Consider the following 16,208-nt stretch of genomic DNA (forward strand, 5'->3'; position numbering starts at 1 on the left):
TATTGAGCTTTTTAATACAGGTAAAGAAATCTATCGGCACAGCTTACAGTGAACTCTTTCAGATCATCATATGGGAAGACGTTTGTAGTCGCCTTCTGTACGGGTGGCTCAGCACTGACAAAGAGTGACAGATCACGGCGGAGCATCTCAGGAGAGAAAGCGTTGCATTCTGATATGGTCAGACTGACTGGAGCTATGTTGGGGATGGCTGGTGCAAAATCTATCTGGAATAAAGGATTTGTGATGTTGTAGTCACCGTAGAAATACCGGTCGGAAAAAAAGTCTCTTATTGGTATTATAGTTCCGTCGCTCTGTCTGCTGATTGCTGTCATTTTAACATGGTCTATATTATTTGATACACACGTAGGCTTGCCTGAGGAGTCCTCAAATTGAAAATACCTGGGCCAAAATTCTTCTACATAGATACTGTCCATATATAGGTGCGCAAGAATTCCAAGATCAGCTGCAGTAAGATGATCCGGGTTATGCCGCTCGGTCAGGTAGTGCATGTTGGGGTATTTGGTGATCAGATTGTCCTGCCATGGTGGACGGAAGTGTGTAAGGGATTTGTCCGACACCGCATCGGGAAGGACTGTGCCGAGAAGAAATTCATTTGTTGAATCAGGGGAATTGAAAACTGATATCAGAGCCCTTGAAATCACTGTGTCCACATCGCCTTTGTCAGAATTCAGTATGATATTTTCTATATATGCAGCCTCACACAGGTGCATCATGTATCCAGGCATATGTACATCCTCCCGAAATATATAAATTCAATGCGTAAAAATATGTATGTGACAGAATGAGTGTACTCCTGATAAAATGTTGATGTCAAGGCTGCGTCAGGTGTCTTACTGAAAAATATAAATTACAGTTAACTTGACTTATAAATAAAATAGAATTAAAGTCATAATTATAATGTTTATTAAAAATTATAATTGGAGGGAAATATTTGAGGGGAATAATGTAGATGAAGCAAAAAAACGAGAGAGAAGCTGGAATGTAAATGCGAAATGTGAATGCGAAATATTCAGATCTAAAACAGTGAAAATAAAAGGAGAAAATGACTTGGATAGAAACGTGCAGAATGATAACGATAACAAGAATAAAGACAATGGAGATGGAGGAAAGGGAAAAAACAGAAATGTCATAATTCTGCTTGCTCTGTCTATCGTACTCACTTTGCTGTGTTGGCGTGCGTATGACAAGATAACTAACGGAACTAAGAAGGAAATACCTTACAGTGGTTTTATAGAGATGCTGGATGGTGGACAGGTCGAAAATGCCGAAATATACTCAAAGAAGATCAAGTTTACCACTAGAGATGATGATGGCAAAGTTGACAAGAACACATATATTACTGTCAGAATAAACGATGACAGCCTGGCTGACAAGCTGAGCAGAGCCCATGAAAAATATGCCACCACATACAATGGCAAGGATGAGAGCGGATCGGCGATGATAGGTACGATATTGTCATACGTTGTCATGATCGGAGCATTTTATCTGTTCCTGTCGCTCATAACGAAGCGTGGTGGTATGATGGGGGGATTTGGCAAATCAAATGCAAAGGTGTATATGGAGAAGAAGACTGGTGTGACATTTGCGGATGTGGCAGGTGAGGATGAGGCAAAGGAATCCCTGACTGAGATGGTGGATTTTCTGCACAATCCTAAACGGTATTTGGAGATAGGAGCAAAGCTTCCCAAGGGGGCGCTGCTTGTCGGACCTCCGGGAACAGGAAAGACACTTCTGGCAAAGGCTGTTGCAGGGGAGGCAAATGTGCCATTTTTCTCTATGTCAGGCTCAAGCTTTGTGGAAATGTATGTAGGCGTGGGCGCGTCGAGGGTGCGTGACCTGTTTAAACAGGCAGCAGATATGGCACCGTGCATCATATTTATAGATGAGATAGATGCTATCGGACAAAGCAGAGACAGTGTGAGAGGTGGAGACTCCGAGAGGGAGCAGACACTCAACCAGCTTCTTGCAGAGATGGATGGATTTGACACATCGAAGGGAATAGTGATACTTGCGGCGACGAACAGACCTGAGACGCTGGACAAAGCTCTACTCAGACCGGGCAGATTTGACAGAAGGGTTATAGTAGAAAAGCCGGATCTTCAGGGAAGGATAGATACGCTCAAGGTTCATTCGAGAAATGTGAAGATGGATGAGAGTGTTGACCTCAGAGAACTGGCACTTGCAACTGCGGGTGCTGTTGGCGCAGATCTGGCGAATATAATAAATGAGGCGGCACTCACCGCGGTGCGTGCCGGAAGGACTATGGTTTCACAGGCTGACCTCATAGGCGCTGTGGAATTGGTATTTGCGGGAAAAGAGAAGAAGGGCAAGCTCCTAGGCGAGGAGGAGAAGAAGGTGGTGGCATACCATGAGGTGGGACATGCACTTCTCGTTGCTCTCCAGAAGCATACGGAGCCTGTCCAGAGGATTACCATAGTTCCTAGAACGATGGGATCTTTGGGTTATGTATGGCAGGTGCCGGAGGAAGAAAAATATATGGAGACGAAGGCTGAGCTTGAGGCGGATATCGTCACTACACTCGGCGGACGTGCTGCTGAGGAGCTGAAGTTTGAGTCTGTTACAACGGGAGCTGCAAATGATATAGAGCAGGCGACAAAGACTGTGAGGGCCATGATAACGATGTACGGTATGTCGGATACATTCGGACTTATGCAGCTTGAGTCGGTACAGGGAAAATACCTCGACAGAAATGCGGTGCTCCAGTGCTCCGATGAGACGGCAGCCAAGGTCGATGAGGAGATTAGAAAGGTGCTCAGCGATTCATATGATAAGGCGAAGAAATTGTTGGCAGATCACATGGATACACTTGATGAGATCGCAAAATTCCTTATCGAGAAAGAGTCGATAACCGGAAAGGAATTTATGGATATATTTCACCGTGTTGAGAACGCTTGCGAGTGAAAAATTATTTTATCCTTAATCGACTAGTTTGGGGAGAAAAGGAAACATTTTTCTCTTTTCGTGTGATAATCAGAAAAAAAACGTAGCTAACAGAGGCAATTTTTGAAGAAAATAGAAAAACAAGTTGTTACAAAAGGCTCTTTGAGGTGGAAAATGGGAAATAAAAATCCGAGTTTCTGTCTCGAAGAGCCTTTTAAATTTGCATGGGGAACATGCTTTGACTCGTTTCTCGTGATTTTCTCAGGGCAGCGGGCTAAGGACCTTGCCTGATCACTTGTCTGATTGCAGCTCGTCAAGGGTTTTGCCGTAGGCTGGCAGAAACTCACAGACAAAATCGTTTACCTCCGGGTATTTCCCAGCCATCGATGATACAGATGCAAGTATGGTGCTCATGGCACTTGAGAATTCGGTGTTGCCAGACCCGGTCTCCTCCATACATTTTATGAGGGCTGAGAGTTTATCCGCAGCTTTAACGAGCTTCCATATATATACATCGTTCTCGTCCTGATCATCCTTGAAAAAGATAGGGGTGTATGCATTCTTCAGGTCGTCAGGAAGTTTGTCAAGAAGAGTGTGGCAGGCGATATCTTCAATGTCCTTAAAAGCGGTTTTGATGTCGTTATTGTAGTATTTTACGGGCGTTGGCATGTCTCCTGTGATTATCTCGGAGGCGTCATGGTAGAGGCCTATAAGGGAGGCTCTCTCGGCGTTGAGTGACTTGCCGTAGCGCACATTGCCGATGGTGGCAAGTGCGTGTGCGATCATGCTGACTTCAAGGCAGTGCTCACACAGATTTTCCTCTCTGCTGTTTCTCATCAGCGACCATCTGTCGATGTATTTCATTCTTGATATAAGTGCAAAAAAATTATATTCCATAAAAGTAAATACCTCACATATGAATAAATATATACAAACTGTAGGCCAGTTTTTATTGTCCGTTGTCCTTCTTTTTGAATGCAGTGCTGTCTGCATGGAAAAAATTGTAGACGGCTTCGGCGGAAGCTCTGGTCATTCCTGCAGGAATCTCAAGGTCTGCGATGGCAGCCTTTTTTATATTGTCGATGTCCTTGAAATATGCCAAAAGTGCTTTCCTTCTTGCAGGACCTATTCCATCGATATCGTCCAGAACAGAGTGAATCTGTGCTTTGCTCCTCAGACTTCTGTGGTACTCTATCGCAAAGCGGTGAGCCTCGTCCTGAAGTCTGGTGATCATATTGAAAGCCTGGGTTCCGGCAGGAAATTCAATCTCCTTGTTATTGTAGTAAAGTCCCCTTGTTCTGTGGTGGTCATCCTTTACCATGCCGCACACAGGAATGTTCAGACCGAGATCTCCGAGAACCTCAAGAGCGATGTTAACCTGTCCTCGGCCTCCGTCCATCATGAGGATATCTGGGTAGATGTTGAACTTTTCATCAGTGAATCTTCTGGTGAGAACTTCCCGCATGCTGGCGTAGTCATCTGGTCCATCTATGGTGCGAAGCTTGAATTTTCTGTAGTCATTTTTCTTAGCACGGCCATTTTCAAATACTACCATGGAAGCGACTGAATGGTAGCCGCTTATGTGCGAGATATCAAATGCCTCAAGCCTCTTGGCGGATGGAACCCCGATGAGCTGGGCGAGTTCCTTTGCCGCTCCCTCAGTCCGTTCCTTCTCACGCTTGAGCTTGTCTGCATCCTGATTCATCACCAGAAAGGCATTGTCCTTTGCAAGCTTCAGAAGCTTCTGCTTGTCGCCCTTTTGCGGTATGACAATGTGTACCTGGCTGCCGCAACGGGCGCTCAGATATTCCTCTATGAGTGCGTAGTCATCTATTTGCTGCTCGATTATTATCTCCTTTGGCAGATAAGGCGTTGAAGCGTAGTACTGCTTCAGGAAAGACTCCATGATCGTGCTGTATTTTTCAGCATTTACACCGCTCATATGGTAGTGCTCACGTCCTATCATCTTTCCTGAACGCACAAAGAATATGGATATGACGCACTCGTTGCCAAGATCCGTTGCCATGGCGATGACGTCCCTGTCGTCAGAGCTTGTGTCACCGACGCGCTGGGTAGTTTCGATATGTTGTATGCTCTTTATGAGATCACGGATCTCACTGGCCTGCTCAAACTCCATCTCATCTGCAAGCTCTCTCATCCTTTTCTCAAGATCCTTAACTACATGACCGTGATTGCCATTCAGGAAACTTATGGCCTGCTGTATGTTATTGTTGTAGTCCTCTTTTGAGATATATCCCTGACATGGAGCATCGCACTGCTTTATCTGGTGATACAGACATGGACGTTCAAGGCCTATATCCTTTGGTAGGTTTCTGCTGCAGCTTCTTATGTGATAAAGCTTTTTCAAAAGTTCAATGATATCCTTTACCGCTCTGGAATTGGTGTAGGGACCGAAGTATTTGGAATGGTCACGCTTCATCTGATGGCTGTAAAGGATCCTTGGGAAATCTTCCTCCACGGTAATCCTGATATAAGGATATCCCTTATCATCGGTCAGCATGGTGTTGTAGTGCGGCCTGTGCTCTTTGATGAGATTGCATTCCAGAACCAGAGCCTCCAGCTCGGAGCCGCATACGATATATTCAAACCATGCAATATGAGAGACCATTTTCTGGATCTTTGGGGATTTCTTGTATCCTGCCTGAAAATATTGGTGAACTCTGTTGTACAGATCGATGGCCTTGCCTACATATATTATGTGATCCCCTGAGTCATGCATCAGATAGACGCCAGGTACATGGGGAAGTTTTTTCAATTCTTCTTCAAAATCAAACATAGCTTTCACCTCAAAAAATATAGATAAGTATATCACCGTGAGCACACATATGTCATCTGTAAAATGCATGCCAAAATAGCCCTGAATTCTTGACAATAGTGTTTGTAGATAAGTATAATTAATAAAGTTAAGACTAGAAAATAAATGAAAAAACAAAATCTTTAACGATATTAAAATGAAAGGAAAAGATGTCAGATATGGACATCGGTTGAGGTGTATATGGTATACAGTGTTACAGTCACGCAGCTGATAGAAAAGATGGATCTGAAGAATCATACGCCGGAGATAGACACCGACAAGATACTTATCCAGGATCCAGGTATGAATAGACCAGCGGTTCAGTTTGGAGGGTTCTTTGAGCATTTTGATGCTGGAAGAATACAGATATGTGGAAATGTAGAGCATGCATATGTTGCGGCTATGCACACGGAGGAGGAGAACAAGAAGATCATGGATGAGTTCTTCTCATATAAGCCGCCTTGTCTCATATTCTGTCGTGGACTTGAGCCGTATCCATTTATAATAGAGATGGCAAAGAAGCACGGGGTACCAGTACTCACATCTGATGCGGTCACATCTGCATTTGTCCATGAGGTCGACAGATGGCTCCATGTTGAGCTTGCGCCTAGGATTTCAGTGCATGCGGTACTTGTCGATGTATACGGAGAGGGAGTCCTGATCATGGGCGAGAGTGGAATAGGAAAATCTGAGGCTGCGCTTGAGCTTTTGAAGAGAGGTCACCGACTTGTAGCAGACGATGTGGTTGAGATCAAGAAGGTAAGTGATGCAACTCTAGTTGGACGTGCGCCTGATATAACAAGACATTTTATCGAGCTTCGAGGCATAGGTATCATAGATGTCAAGTCACTGTTCGGTGTAGAATGTGTTAAGATAGATCAGAATATAGACCTTGTTATCAATCTTGAGGAGTGGAGCAAGGATACGGAATATGACAGACTGGGACTAGAGGACAATTATATGGAGTTCCTTGGTAACAAGGTCGTGTCACACAACATACCTATCAGACCGGGACGTAATATAGCGATCATAGTTGAGTCCGCTGCGGTCAATCACAGACAGAAGAAGATGGGTTACAATGCTGCCCAGGAACTTTACAACAGAGTTACACAGAACATCATGAAGGGAAACGGTGGCTCAGACAAGTAGACGCCGGTTAACATAATAAGAAACAGAAGTGGAAGGAGAAAAAGAAATGTCAAAGTATGTATTTGGAGTTGATGTCGGAGGAACCACAGTAAAGATGGGACTTTTTACAGTTGAGGGAGAAGTCCTCGACAAATGGGAGATCAAAACCCGCACGGAGGATGGGGGTAAGAATGTCCTTCCTGATATCGCAGATTCCATAAAGAGCAAGTTAGCTGACAAGAACCTTGCAGATGAAGATATAGAAGGTGTTGGAATTGGAGTTCCTGGACCTGTGAAGGAGGATGGTACAGTTCTTAAGTGCGTAAACCTTGGATGGGGGATACTGAACGTTCAGGATGAACTCAGAGCGCTTACAGGATTTGAGGTAAAGGCAGGAAATGATGCCAACGTGGCGGCCCTTGGAGAGATGTGGCAGGGTGGCGGAAAAGGCTACAGCAATGTTGTTATGGTCACACTCGGCACAGGAGTTGGCGGAGGAATAATACTCAATGGAAAGATGCTTTTCGGTGTAAATGGCGCAGGTGGAGAGATAGGACATATCTGTGTGGATGAGAATGAGACAGAGATATGCGGATGCGGTAATACTGGCTGCCTTGAGCAGTATACATCAGCGACTGGCGTTGTTCGACTTGCAACAAGAGCCATGGCTTCATCAGATAAGAAGTCAGCGCTCAGAGATCTTGAGACTGTTACAGCAAAGGATGTATTCGATCTTGCAAAGATCGGTGATGAGCTTGCAAAGACAGTTGTTGATGAACAGGCACATATCCTTGGAAGAACTCTTGCACAGATAGCATGTGTCGTTGATCCTGAGATATTCGTAATTGGTGGCGGTGTTTCAAAGGCTGGCTCTATCCTCACTGATGCTGTTAAGGAGTATTTTGTGAAATATGCATTCCACGCATGCCGCGGTACAAAATTTGCCCTTGCTGAGCTTGGAAATGATGCTGGAATCTACGGAGCAGCTCGAAGCATATTAAAATAAACATCTAAAATATAATTTTAGGTAATTTTTAACAGTTGTTTTTGTGAAATTATCCAAAGCAAAATCAAAAGATAGCAAATTTCTATTTATTTTTGATATTGAATTATAAAAGTCTTTAATGTATGATGAATTTATTGGTGTTGGATAAGTATGCCAATAATATAGTACATTAGAGACTTTTGTTTTAGACAGGGCTACCTGCATAGCATGATATAAGCGTGTTTTGTAGGTTTTTGTTTTATTTATAAAGTCATGTAAAATTATTAAGAGGTATGTATGTCAGAAAAGAATACATGTAACATATATGATAAAGTAGTGGATATCGTAGGCGAAGAAAATGTACACACCGATGAACCTATGAGCAGACATACGACATTCAGAATTGGTGGAAATGCCGATTATTTTGTCAAACCGGGTAACGCGGATGAGGTTGCAGCGGTGATAGTGGTCTGCAGAGAGTACAATATTCCGTATTTTATCCTTGGAAATGGAAGCAATCTTTTGGTGTCAGACGATGGATACAGGGGCATGATAATCAATATTATGGATAATATGGATTCAGTGACCGTCGACGGTAGGATTATCACAGCCCAGGCGGGAGCGATGCTCGTCAGAGTGAGTGTGATGGCAAGGGATAATGCCCTCACCGGACTTGAGTTTGCATCGGGTATACCGGGAACCATTGGTGGTGCTGTTTATATGAATGCTGGTGCGTATGGCGGCGAGATGAAGAACGTTGTGAAGACAGTCAGAGCTATTGATGAGTATGGACGAATATATGAGTTAGACTCTGAGAAGATGGACTTTTCATACAGACATAGCATAGTTGAGGAGAGAAAACTCATAGTGCTTGAGGTCACATTGGAACTTGAACATGGCAGTAGAGAAGCAATCGATGACAGGATGAAAGAGTTAGCTGAGGCAAGACGCTCCAAGCAGCCTCTGGAGTACCCATCAGCAGGATCAACATTCAAGAGACCTGAGGGATATTTCGCTGGTAAGCTCATCATGGATGCCGGACTTCGTGGATATTCTGTCGGGGGCGCGCAGGTGGCGGAAAAACACTGTGGATTTGTCATAAATAAAGGCGGGGCTACGGCTTCGGACGTTGTGGAGCTTATAAGAGATGTTCAGCACGATGTGGATGATAAGTTTGGCGTAACACTGGAACCCGAGGTGAAGATGCTGGGAGAGTTTTAGAAATGATGATTAGGAGGGGCAGAAAGTGAGATTTGTAATTGTTACAGGAATGAGCGGGGCTGGAAAAGCAACAGCTCTGAAAACACTTGAAGATGCAGGCTTTTTCTGTGTAGATAACCTTCCGATTCAGTTGATAAAAAGATTTGCCGAAATAGCATATGATGCTGAGATCCAGGTCGATGATGTGGCGATAAGCGTTGATATAAGAAGTGGCAGGGCTCTGTCGCAGCTCAATTCATGTCTGGCGGATATCAGACATGAGGGGATGCAGTACCAGATATTGTTTGTAGAGTGTTCTGATGCAACTCTCGTGAAGAGATACAAGGAGACCAGAAGAAATCACCCTCTCTCCGTAAGGGGGGGCAGAATAATAGATGGAATAAAAAAAGAGAGAGAGCTTATAGGATTCCTGAAGGATGAGGCAGATTACATCATAGATACTACCAATTTGCTTGTCAGGGAGTTCAAGGCAGAGCTTGATAAGATATTTGTTCAGAATCAGGAGTATTCAAACTTTATCATCACGGTGATGTCGTTTGGATTTAAGTATGGAATACCGAGGGATTCAGATATGGTTCAGGATGTGCGGTTCCTGCCAAACCCGTATTATGATCTTGAATTGCGTGACAAGACGGGGAATGACAAAGAGGTACAGGATTACGTCATGAACTGCAAGGAAGGGCCGGAATTCCTGGATAAGTTCATGGATCTTGTGGGGTTTCTTGTCCCGAACTATATAAAAGAAGGTAAGAACCAGCTTGTCATATCCGTTGGATGTACAGGTGGCAAACACAGATCTGTAACGATTGCAAACGCTGTGTATGAGAGACTTCAGAAGTCTAAATATACAGTCAGAATAGTTCACAGAGACATAGCGAAGGACTCGATAGTCAAGAAAATGTGACGACCGGTCCGGTCGCTCTAATTTTAGAATTGAGATTGCGGGTGAAAGTATGTCATTTTCCTCTGATGTAAAAGCTGAGATTTCAGGCAGTGTTTCGAATGCCAGACATTGTCAGATAGCGGAGCTTGCGGCCATGATATCCATGGTGGCACATGTCAGATACTGGAAAGACCGGCCGGTTGCGCTGGTGATCGTAACTGAAAGAAGTGTAATTGCAAGAGAAATCGCATCGCTTATAAAGCGTTTGTTCAGATATATACCGGTTTCCAGCGTGAAGAGAACCGGAGTGAACAGCAGGATATACAGTATGGAGATAGCCGAACCGGATATGGTACAGAATATCATGGCTACGCTTAAGATAGATAATGACCATATCTGCGCAGGATCAAATGACTGCCAGAAGATGAAAGTCAGCAGACTTGTGGTCAGCCAGGAGTGCTGCCGCAGAGCATACATAAAAGGTGTGTTTATGACATCTGGCTCCATTAGCGACCCTAATAAGGGGTATCATATGGAGATAGTCAGTGATAACAAAGGCAGAGCAGAGTTTATCCAGGACATCATAAATGGATTTGGAATATCATCCAGGATCATACAGAGAAAAAAGTACAGTGTGGTCTATCTGAAGGATGGAGAGATGATAGTGGAGATGCTCGGACTTATGGGCGCCCATATATCACTAATGGACATGGAGAATATCCGTATAAAGAAGGATATCAGAAATACGATAAACCGCAGAGTTAACTGTGAAGCTGCAAATCTCAATAAGACCGTGAGTGCGGCGGTAAAACAGGTGAATGATATCAATTATATAATTTCCACAAAAGGAATCGAATTCCTTCCTGAAAATCTTCAGGAGCTGGCGTTGGCCAGACTTGAGAGTGACGATGCCACACTCAAAGAATTAGGAGAGATGATGACTCCGCCGATAGGAAAATCGGGGGTTAATCATAGATTAAGAAAAATAAGTGAAATCGCAGAAGAGCTGCGGGGCTGTTAATGCCCAAGGAGGATGTAATGATCGAAAAGACAGTTGTAGTATCAATGATGGGAGAAGCAGAGGAAAGACCAGTTGCAGTACTTGTTCAGGTTGCAAGTCAGTATGAGAGTAGAGTCCATCTTGTGACAGGGGACAAGAAGATAAATGCAAAGAGTATTATGGGAATGATGAGCATGAACTTTGCAAATGGCAGTGAGATCACAATCGTTGCAGATGGTTCTGATGAGAAAGAGGCAGTGGATGCCATTGAAGCATATCTCGGCAAGGACAATCAATAATCTCTGATCAAGAATACTGATATAGTATACAGAGAGTTAGTTGGACATATTCAACATACGATAAAAATTTTGAAAAAATATTTGAAAAAATATTGATGAGTATAACGATAAAGTTCCAAAACATACGACATGTTTTATTGCACCACTGGTAGTGTTGTGGTAAAATAAATTCATCAATGGACATTTGTCGGAGGAACAGGATATGGGATTTTTTGACGGGTTATTAAAGAGGATACCGTTTGTATCCAGGTTTTCCAGAAAAAAGGAACCGGTTAACAATGTAGAACTCCAGTTTAACAAGGCTATGAACCTTATGGATAATGGTGATGCGGAAGAGTCAGTGTCTATATTGGAGCAGGTTGCAGACATAGGGATAATGGATGCACAGTATAAGTCATATGGGGATGACGCACTGCTTGCACTTGCGGAGTTCTTTGAAAAAGGAAAATATCGTAATGCTGTGATAGATGTGGATCTCAACAAGGCCACAAAGTACTACGAGAAATATGTCAATCAGAATCATGATGGCGATACGATATTCAAGCTCGCCAAGATGCTTCTTGAAGTTCAGAACTTCTCAAAGGCCATAAAGTATTATGAGCTGGCAGCGAATGACTATGGAATCAAGGCAGCGTATATGAGCCTTGGGTCAATATATGAGAGTGGTCTGAACAGGGTTGATGAGTATGGCAACAAGAGCGATTATGTTGTGCCGATTGATTTGGACAAGGCTATGATGTGGTACAAGAAGCTTGCCGATACAGGTGACGCCAAGGCTAAGGCGTCATACGAGAGGGTTGAGTACATGAGTACCCACGGTGACAGCCTGGAGTTTGAGGCGAAGGATAAACTGTACACTGATATTGCAGAGGCGAGAAAAGCCAAGGGTAAGGAGCCTCGTTACAAGGTGATAGAGGCATCACGACTTCAGTATCAGTATACATATGTGCATGATCAGGTTGAGGGCTTTATACATAAACTTCCTAAGGGTTGGGTCAAGACGATCAATGAGTCCACCGGAGAAGAGTATTATGCGCCTAGTCTGACATACAAAGATTTTGCGATGTATGTTTACTATGACAGTGTACCAAAGGATACGAAGATGACCCTTGAGAATTATCTCAGGTATTGCAACGATGCGTTTGACGAGGATCTTCAGATGAAGGCCTACGTTACAGAGTACGCTGATGGCATATGTACAACGTACTACCACAAGGATATGGAGAAGGGAATCGTTTCCTTCGCATTCTATCATGGAAGACGACTTGCATGTATGAGATTTGTATGTGCAACTATGGAAATCATAGAGCAGTATGAGGAGATCATATTTGAGACAGCTAACTCATTTGCATTTGTAGATCCTACACTTGCCAGTGAGCACAGTGCAAACCGTAAGGATATGCAGTATTACAATGAGGCTATCTACTGCTATTACCTTGAGGATTATGAAGGAGCCATGAGAGCCGCAAAACAGGCTCTTAAGCTGGGAAGTATAAAGGCAAGTTATCTGCTCATAGAGCTTTACTATGATGAGGACAGTCCGTACCGCGATGTGGAGAAGACTATCAGCTACGCAAAGCAGTTGTTTGAGGCTACAAAGGATCCTGAGTTGGCATTCCTTCTTGGATTAGTGTATGACCAGCAGCTCAAGGATTATGTGAAAGCGGTCAATTGGTATGAGAATGCAGAGAGACTCGGGCACAAGAGAGTTGCCTTCTATCTTGGAAGAATATATTATTATGGTCTGCTCAGAACAAAGCGTGACGGCGGAAAGGCGCTGGCATACTTCAAGAAGGCAAGAGAGAACGGCATCCAGGAGGCAGAGGGATACATAAAGGATCTCGAGGATCTTAAGGGTGAGGATCTTCAGACAGCTATAGACAAGTGGGAACGCGCCGTTCAGGCAGGAAGCGAGTCCGCAGCGATCAAGATTGCCATGATGAAACAGAGGCAGATATTCTATATTGCAACACCTTATGAGATTGAGAAGGCCTATCTCGAGGCGCTGGGACTTGGAAGTGCACAGGCTGGATATGAACTGGGAAGAATATATCAGGTTCAGGAGAAGCAGGATAACTATAAGGGCGAGATCAAGAGTATTAAGTATTTTGAGAAAGCATTCAATGCAAACTTTGATGACTGGGATAAGGAAAACCTGTTTAAGGTTATCAATTATAAAGTTGAGAAGGGACTCTCAAATGATGAGGCTATCAAGCTTTATATTGAGAATGCCAGCATGGGATATGTGCCAGCTATTGAAAAGCTTATCGCACTTGTGCCTACTACCACACAGCAGATATGGAGTCTGTATGATGCACTCATAGAGCTAGCAGAGACAGGTGATGAGTCAGCTATAGTAGCTATGAACAAGCTTGAGATGAACTATGTGGATCTCATTCTCAGAGAGCCTGCAAAGGGACAGAAGGTTGTGGAGAACAAGTTCTTCAGATTGTGCGTTCCAAAGGAGTGTAACGCTGTTATCAACGATGAAGGCGGTACTATTAAGATGGCTGATTCGGTTGTAGAGTTTGCTGTTGCAGAGATGCCTGTCAACGCAAGTGCAGAGCAGGATTATCTCAAGATATATAAGCTTATCGTGTCTGAGTATCTGCCTGACGAGAATGCAGAGGTAATAATTGCAAACTCAAGAATGATAGGTTCTGCGATCAGGGCTTCAAAAGATAACGTACATACATTCAGCATACTGCTCATAAGTTCAAAGAACCAGTATATATTCAAGCTGAGTTCAAAGGATAGAAGACAGATGATGCAGTTTAAGGATGTGCTTATAGCAATATCAAAATCACTTGTTGAGACAGGCGAGATTTATAAGGCTACAGAGGAGGGCAAGAAGAATATAGGTCTTGCGTTCCTGCTCAAGACAAATGAAAGTGGATTCCTTTCAATTGGCAAGGGCGAGTAATCAGTCTGACCTGGGTATCGGGTCTGACGGAGGATAAATGATCAATTTACCCGGAGGATATATCAGATCTCCTCCGGGTTTTTATCTCGGTATTTGAGAAAGGAAGCATAATTATGCCAGGACTTAACAGGAAAGAGATGACAAACAAGCCGCTCAGAGTGGATTCAAGAATGGCACGCGACATAGAGAGACTTTCTGATCAGACAGGGTATTCCCAAAATGAGATAATACTTATGGCTATCAAGAGATATCTGTATGAGAACCGAAAGTATTTCCTGAGAGATATGGTGGAGGACTGGTGCATATCACGCATAGAGAGGGAAGTGTGCATAATGCACAGTGAGACACATCTAAAATACGGAGGCATGACCGTGGATGTTGTGAAGCCGGAGATGGATGATGCGTTTGGACAGAATGTATATAGTTCCACCATCAGACTCAGAAATAGTCTGGGAGAGATTTTCTATGAGGATCAGCAGAATGTTGATATGAATGGAGAAGACTGGGAGGAATACAAGGAATTTTTATATGAGGTAGTAATGAAGTTCGTAGATATAGATGAACCGGCACTCAAGACATATTTCAGAGAAAAATTCTTGTATGAATAGAAAATAGAAATTTGTAACAAAAAAGTAATAGTGAGAATGCAATAGTACATATGGATGAGCTGGTTATTTACATGTGTTATTATTAGTGGTATGCTATAAATTGTAAAAGGTTAGAAAAAAGTGACCGAATCGAGGTGAGATGCTTGTTTAGGAATATAATGAACGACCTTGCAACATGGTACGAGACAGGAAATAATAAGATAGCTGTCGTGAGAGGTGGCAAGTTCGTGGGAAAGACTTGGGCTGTCACAGATTTTGCCATGGGTTTTTTTGAGGATCACATAATTGTAGACATGAATAAGCAGACAGATTTTGCAGCATATGCAAGTAAGGAGAGGAGACCTGAAAAGCTTCATGCCAAGCTTACCACTTCTCTGGATAAGTATGATTTTAAAGACAAGCTGCTCATATTTGACAACGCAGAAAACTGCAGTGGTCTGTTGCAGAATCTTGTTCAATATGCAAAGTATAACACGGAGTGTAAGATATGTGTTGTGGCTACAGTGTGTGGACCTATGCTTGGTGAGGAAGAGTGCGCAGACGATATATGCGTGTATGAGCTGATGCCTATGTGCTTTGACGAGTTTCTGAAGGCGGGAAAAGGCAGAAAGCTTTGTGCATTTATAGAGAATCAGAAATTGACAGCGATGCCGGATGAGGTGAGGGAAAGTGTCCAGACGATGTTGGAGGCGTTCTTCGTCACGGGAGGTATGCCAGAGGCTGTTGATGAGTATTATAAGACAGGCGATTTTAGAAGAGTAGACGTAATATTGAAGTCTATACTTGACAGGATGACCGATTATCTGATAAACTCCACTCCGAAGAGGTATCTTTCGAAGGTTATGGCGATATGGAAGAGTATTCCAACGCAGCTCACGAAAGAGAACAAGAAGTTCATGTATGGATATGTAGATCCAAAAGCACGAGCCAGAGAGTACGAGGCATCTGTTGACCAGATAGTTCGAATGGGAGTTGTGAGACAGGTGTTCAGAGTAAGAAATGGAGTACTTCCACTGACGGATCAGAGGGATGATAAGTCATTTGAGCTGTATCATTTGGATCACGGACTACTCAGAATGATGGCGGGGATCTTGGTTCAGGATATAGATACTGACAATGTTCTGGATATGATGGATGGAGTTATTGCAGAACAGTATGCGATGGCTGAACTCTATATGAACAAGAGTGTTGGAGATTTGTACTTCTGGATATCATCAGCCACTGCAAAAGTGGATTTTGTATATGAAGGTGATGGAGAGGTCATTCCGGTGGACGTACAGACAAGTCCGCATACGAAAGCTCAGAGTTCCAGAGTATTCCGACAGAGATATAACAATAAGACTTCTGTGAGAATATCTACAGATGACATGTTCGTTGATAAAGGATTGGTAAATATACCGCTGTATGGCATATGGTGTTTCTGA

At 43.4% G+C, this 16,208-nt stretch carries 14 protein-coding genes; 11 read left to right on the forward strand and 3 right to left on the reverse strand.

Features of this window, described 5'->3' with window-relative positions:
- Positions 1-11: 11 nt before the first annotated feature.
- Positions 12-746, reverse strand: coding sequence for a hypothetical protein (locus NQ536_RS03555; RefSeq protein WP_004849565.1), 735 nt, complete (start codon positions 744-746; stop codon positions 12-14).
- A 334-nt stretch (positions 747-1,080) separates the two neighbouring features.
- Between NQ536_RS03555 and ftsH the strand changes: the two genes are divergently transcribed.
- Entirely contained in the window at positions 1,081-2,943 is a 1,863-nt protein-coding gene (gene ftsH, locus NQ536_RS03560; protein ID WP_044997814.1) for an ATP-dependent zinc metalloprotease FtsH, read from the forward strand.
- 102 nt (positions 2,944-3,045) lie between these two features.
- Entirely contained in the window at positions 3,046-3,213 is a 168-nt protein-coding gene (locus tag NQ536_RS03565) for a hypothetical protein (protein ID WP_004849568.1), read from the forward strand.
- On the opposite strand, the gene yfbR is transcribed toward NQ536_RS03565, so the two are convergent.
- Together yfbR and uvrC are read right to left on the reverse strand one after the other, a co-directional pair.
- Positions 3,214-3,819, reverse strand: coding sequence for a 5'-deoxynucleotidase (gene yfbR / locus NQ536_RS03570; protein WP_004849570.1), 606 nt, complete (start codon positions 3,817-3,819; stop codon positions 3,214-3,216).
- Between the two features lie 52 nt (positions 3,820-3,871).
- Positions 3,872-5,719, reverse strand: a complete 1,848-nt coding sequence (uvrC, locus tag NQ536_RS03575; RefSeq protein ID WP_044997815.1) for an excinuclease ABC subunit UvrC — start codon at positions 5,717-5,719, stop codon at positions 3,872-3,874.
- Positions 5,720-5,938: 219 nt separating this feature from the next.
- Here uvrC and hprK point away from each other — a divergent pair, with 219 nt between their 5' ends.
- The 9 genes from hprK to NQ536_RS03620 all read left to right on the forward strand — a co-directional run bounded on the left by hprK (position 5,939) and on the right by NQ536_RS03620 (position 16,208).
- A complete protein-coding gene (gene hprK / locus NQ536_RS03580) occupies positions 5,939-6,886 on the forward strand; it encodes an HPr(Ser) kinase/phosphatase (protein ID WP_004849573.1) in 948 nt (315 codons plus the stop codon).
- A gap of 46 nt (positions 6,887-6,932) precedes the next feature.
- A complete protein-coding gene (locus tag NQ536_RS03585; RefSeq protein ID WP_022059601.1) occupies positions 6,933-7,871 on the forward strand; it encodes an ROK family glucokinase in 939 nt (312 codons plus the stop codon).
- Positions 7,872-8,147: 276 nt separating this feature from the next.
- Complete coding sequence (gene murB, locus NQ536_RS03590) at positions 8,148-9,071, forward strand: UDP-N-acetylmuramate dehydrogenase (RefSeq protein ID WP_004849578.1); 924 nt, start codon at positions 8,148-8,150, stop codon at positions 9,069-9,071.
- Positions 9,072-9,096: 25 nt separating this feature from the next.
- Positions 9,097-9,975 carry an RNase adapter RapZ gene (rapZ, locus tag NQ536_RS03595; RefSeq protein ID WP_044997799.1) on the forward strand — a complete coding sequence of 293 codons (879 nt, stop codon included), beginning with the start codon at positions 9,097-9,099 and terminating at the stop codon, positions 9,973-9,975.
- Between the two features lie 49 nt (positions 9,976-10,024).
- On the forward strand, positions 10,025-10,975 hold the full coding sequence (gene whiA / locus NQ536_RS03600; protein WP_004849583.1) for a DNA-binding protein WhiA: 951 nt from the start codon (positions 10,025-10,027) through the stop codon (positions 10,973-10,975).
- 17 nt (positions 10,976-10,992) lie between these two features.
- Complete coding sequence (locus NQ536_RS03605; protein WP_044997800.1) at positions 10,993-11,253, forward strand: HPr family phosphocarrier protein; 261 nt, start codon at positions 10,993-10,995, stop codon at positions 11,251-11,253.
- A gap of 202 nt (positions 11,254-11,455) precedes the next feature.
- The gene (locus NQ536_RS03610) at positions 11,456-14,176 is read left to right on the forward strand and encodes a tetratricopeptide repeat protein (protein ID WP_004849588.1); all 2,721 of its coding nucleotides are present in this window, start codon (positions 11,456-11,458) and stop codon (positions 14,174-14,176) included.
- A gap of 113 nt (positions 14,177-14,289) precedes the next feature.
- On the forward strand, positions 14,290-14,784 hold the full coding sequence (locus NQ536_RS03615) for a hypothetical protein (protein ID WP_004849590.1): 495 nt from the start codon (positions 14,290-14,292) through the stop codon (positions 14,782-14,784).
- A 158-nt stretch (positions 14,785-14,942) separates the two neighbouring features.
- Positions 14,943-16,208 (forward strand): DUF4143 domain-containing protein, encoded by a 1,266-nt coding sequence (locus NQ536_RS03620; protein WP_004849592.1) that lies wholly within the window; start codon positions 14,943-14,945, stop codon positions 16,206-16,208.

It is taken from the genome of Coprococcus eutactus (assembly GCF_025149915.1).
Lineage (GTDB): Bacteria > Bacillota > Clostridia > Lachnospirales > Lachnospiraceae > Coprococcus > Coprococcus eutactus.

What these genes read in the sequence shown, in the direction of transcription:
- NQ536_RS03555 (WP_004849565.1), bottom strand. Translation starts at nt 746, where the DNA reads ATGCCTGGATACATGATGCACCTGTGTGAGGCTGCATATATAGAAAAT.
- yfbR (WP_004849570.1), bottom strand. Translation starts at nt 3,819, where the DNA reads ATGGAATATAATTTTTTTGCACTTATATCAAGAATGAAATACATCGAC.
- uvrC (WP_044997815.1), bottom strand. Translation starts at nt 5,719, where the DNA reads ATGTTTGATTTTGAAGAAGAATTGAAAAAACTTCCCCATGTACCTGGC.
- hprK (WP_004849573.1), top strand. Translation starts at nt 5,939, where the DNA reads ATGGTATACAGTGTTACAGTCACGCAGCTGATAGAAAAGATGGATCTG.
- NQ536_RS03585 (WP_022059601.1), top strand. Translation starts at nt 6,933, where the DNA reads ATGTCAAAGTATGTATTTGGAGTTGATGTCGGAGGAACCACAGTAAAG.
- murB (WP_004849578.1), top strand. Translation starts at nt 8,148, where the DNA reads ATGTCAGAAAAGAATACATGTAACATATATGATAAAGTAGTGGATATC.
- whiA (WP_004849583.1), top strand. Translation starts at nt 10,025, where the DNA reads ATGTCATTTTCCTCTGATGTAAAAGCTGAGATTTCAGGCAGTGTTTCG.
- NQ536_RS03605 (WP_044997800.1), top strand. Translation starts at nt 10,993, where the DNA reads ATGATCGAAAAGACAGTTGTAGTATCAATGATGGGAGAAGCAGAGGAA.
- NQ536_RS03610 (WP_004849588.1), top strand. Translation starts at nt 11,456, where the DNA reads ATGGGATTTTTTGACGGGTTATTAAAGAGGATACCGTTTGTATCCAGG.
- NQ536_RS03615 (WP_004849590.1), top strand. Translation starts at nt 14,290, where the DNA reads ATGCCAGGACTTAACAGGAAAGAGATGACAAACAAGCCGCTCAGAGTG.
- NQ536_RS03620 (WP_004849592.1), top strand. Translation starts at nt 14,943, where the DNA reads ATGAACGACCTTGCAACATGGTACGAGACAGGAAATAATAAGATAGCT.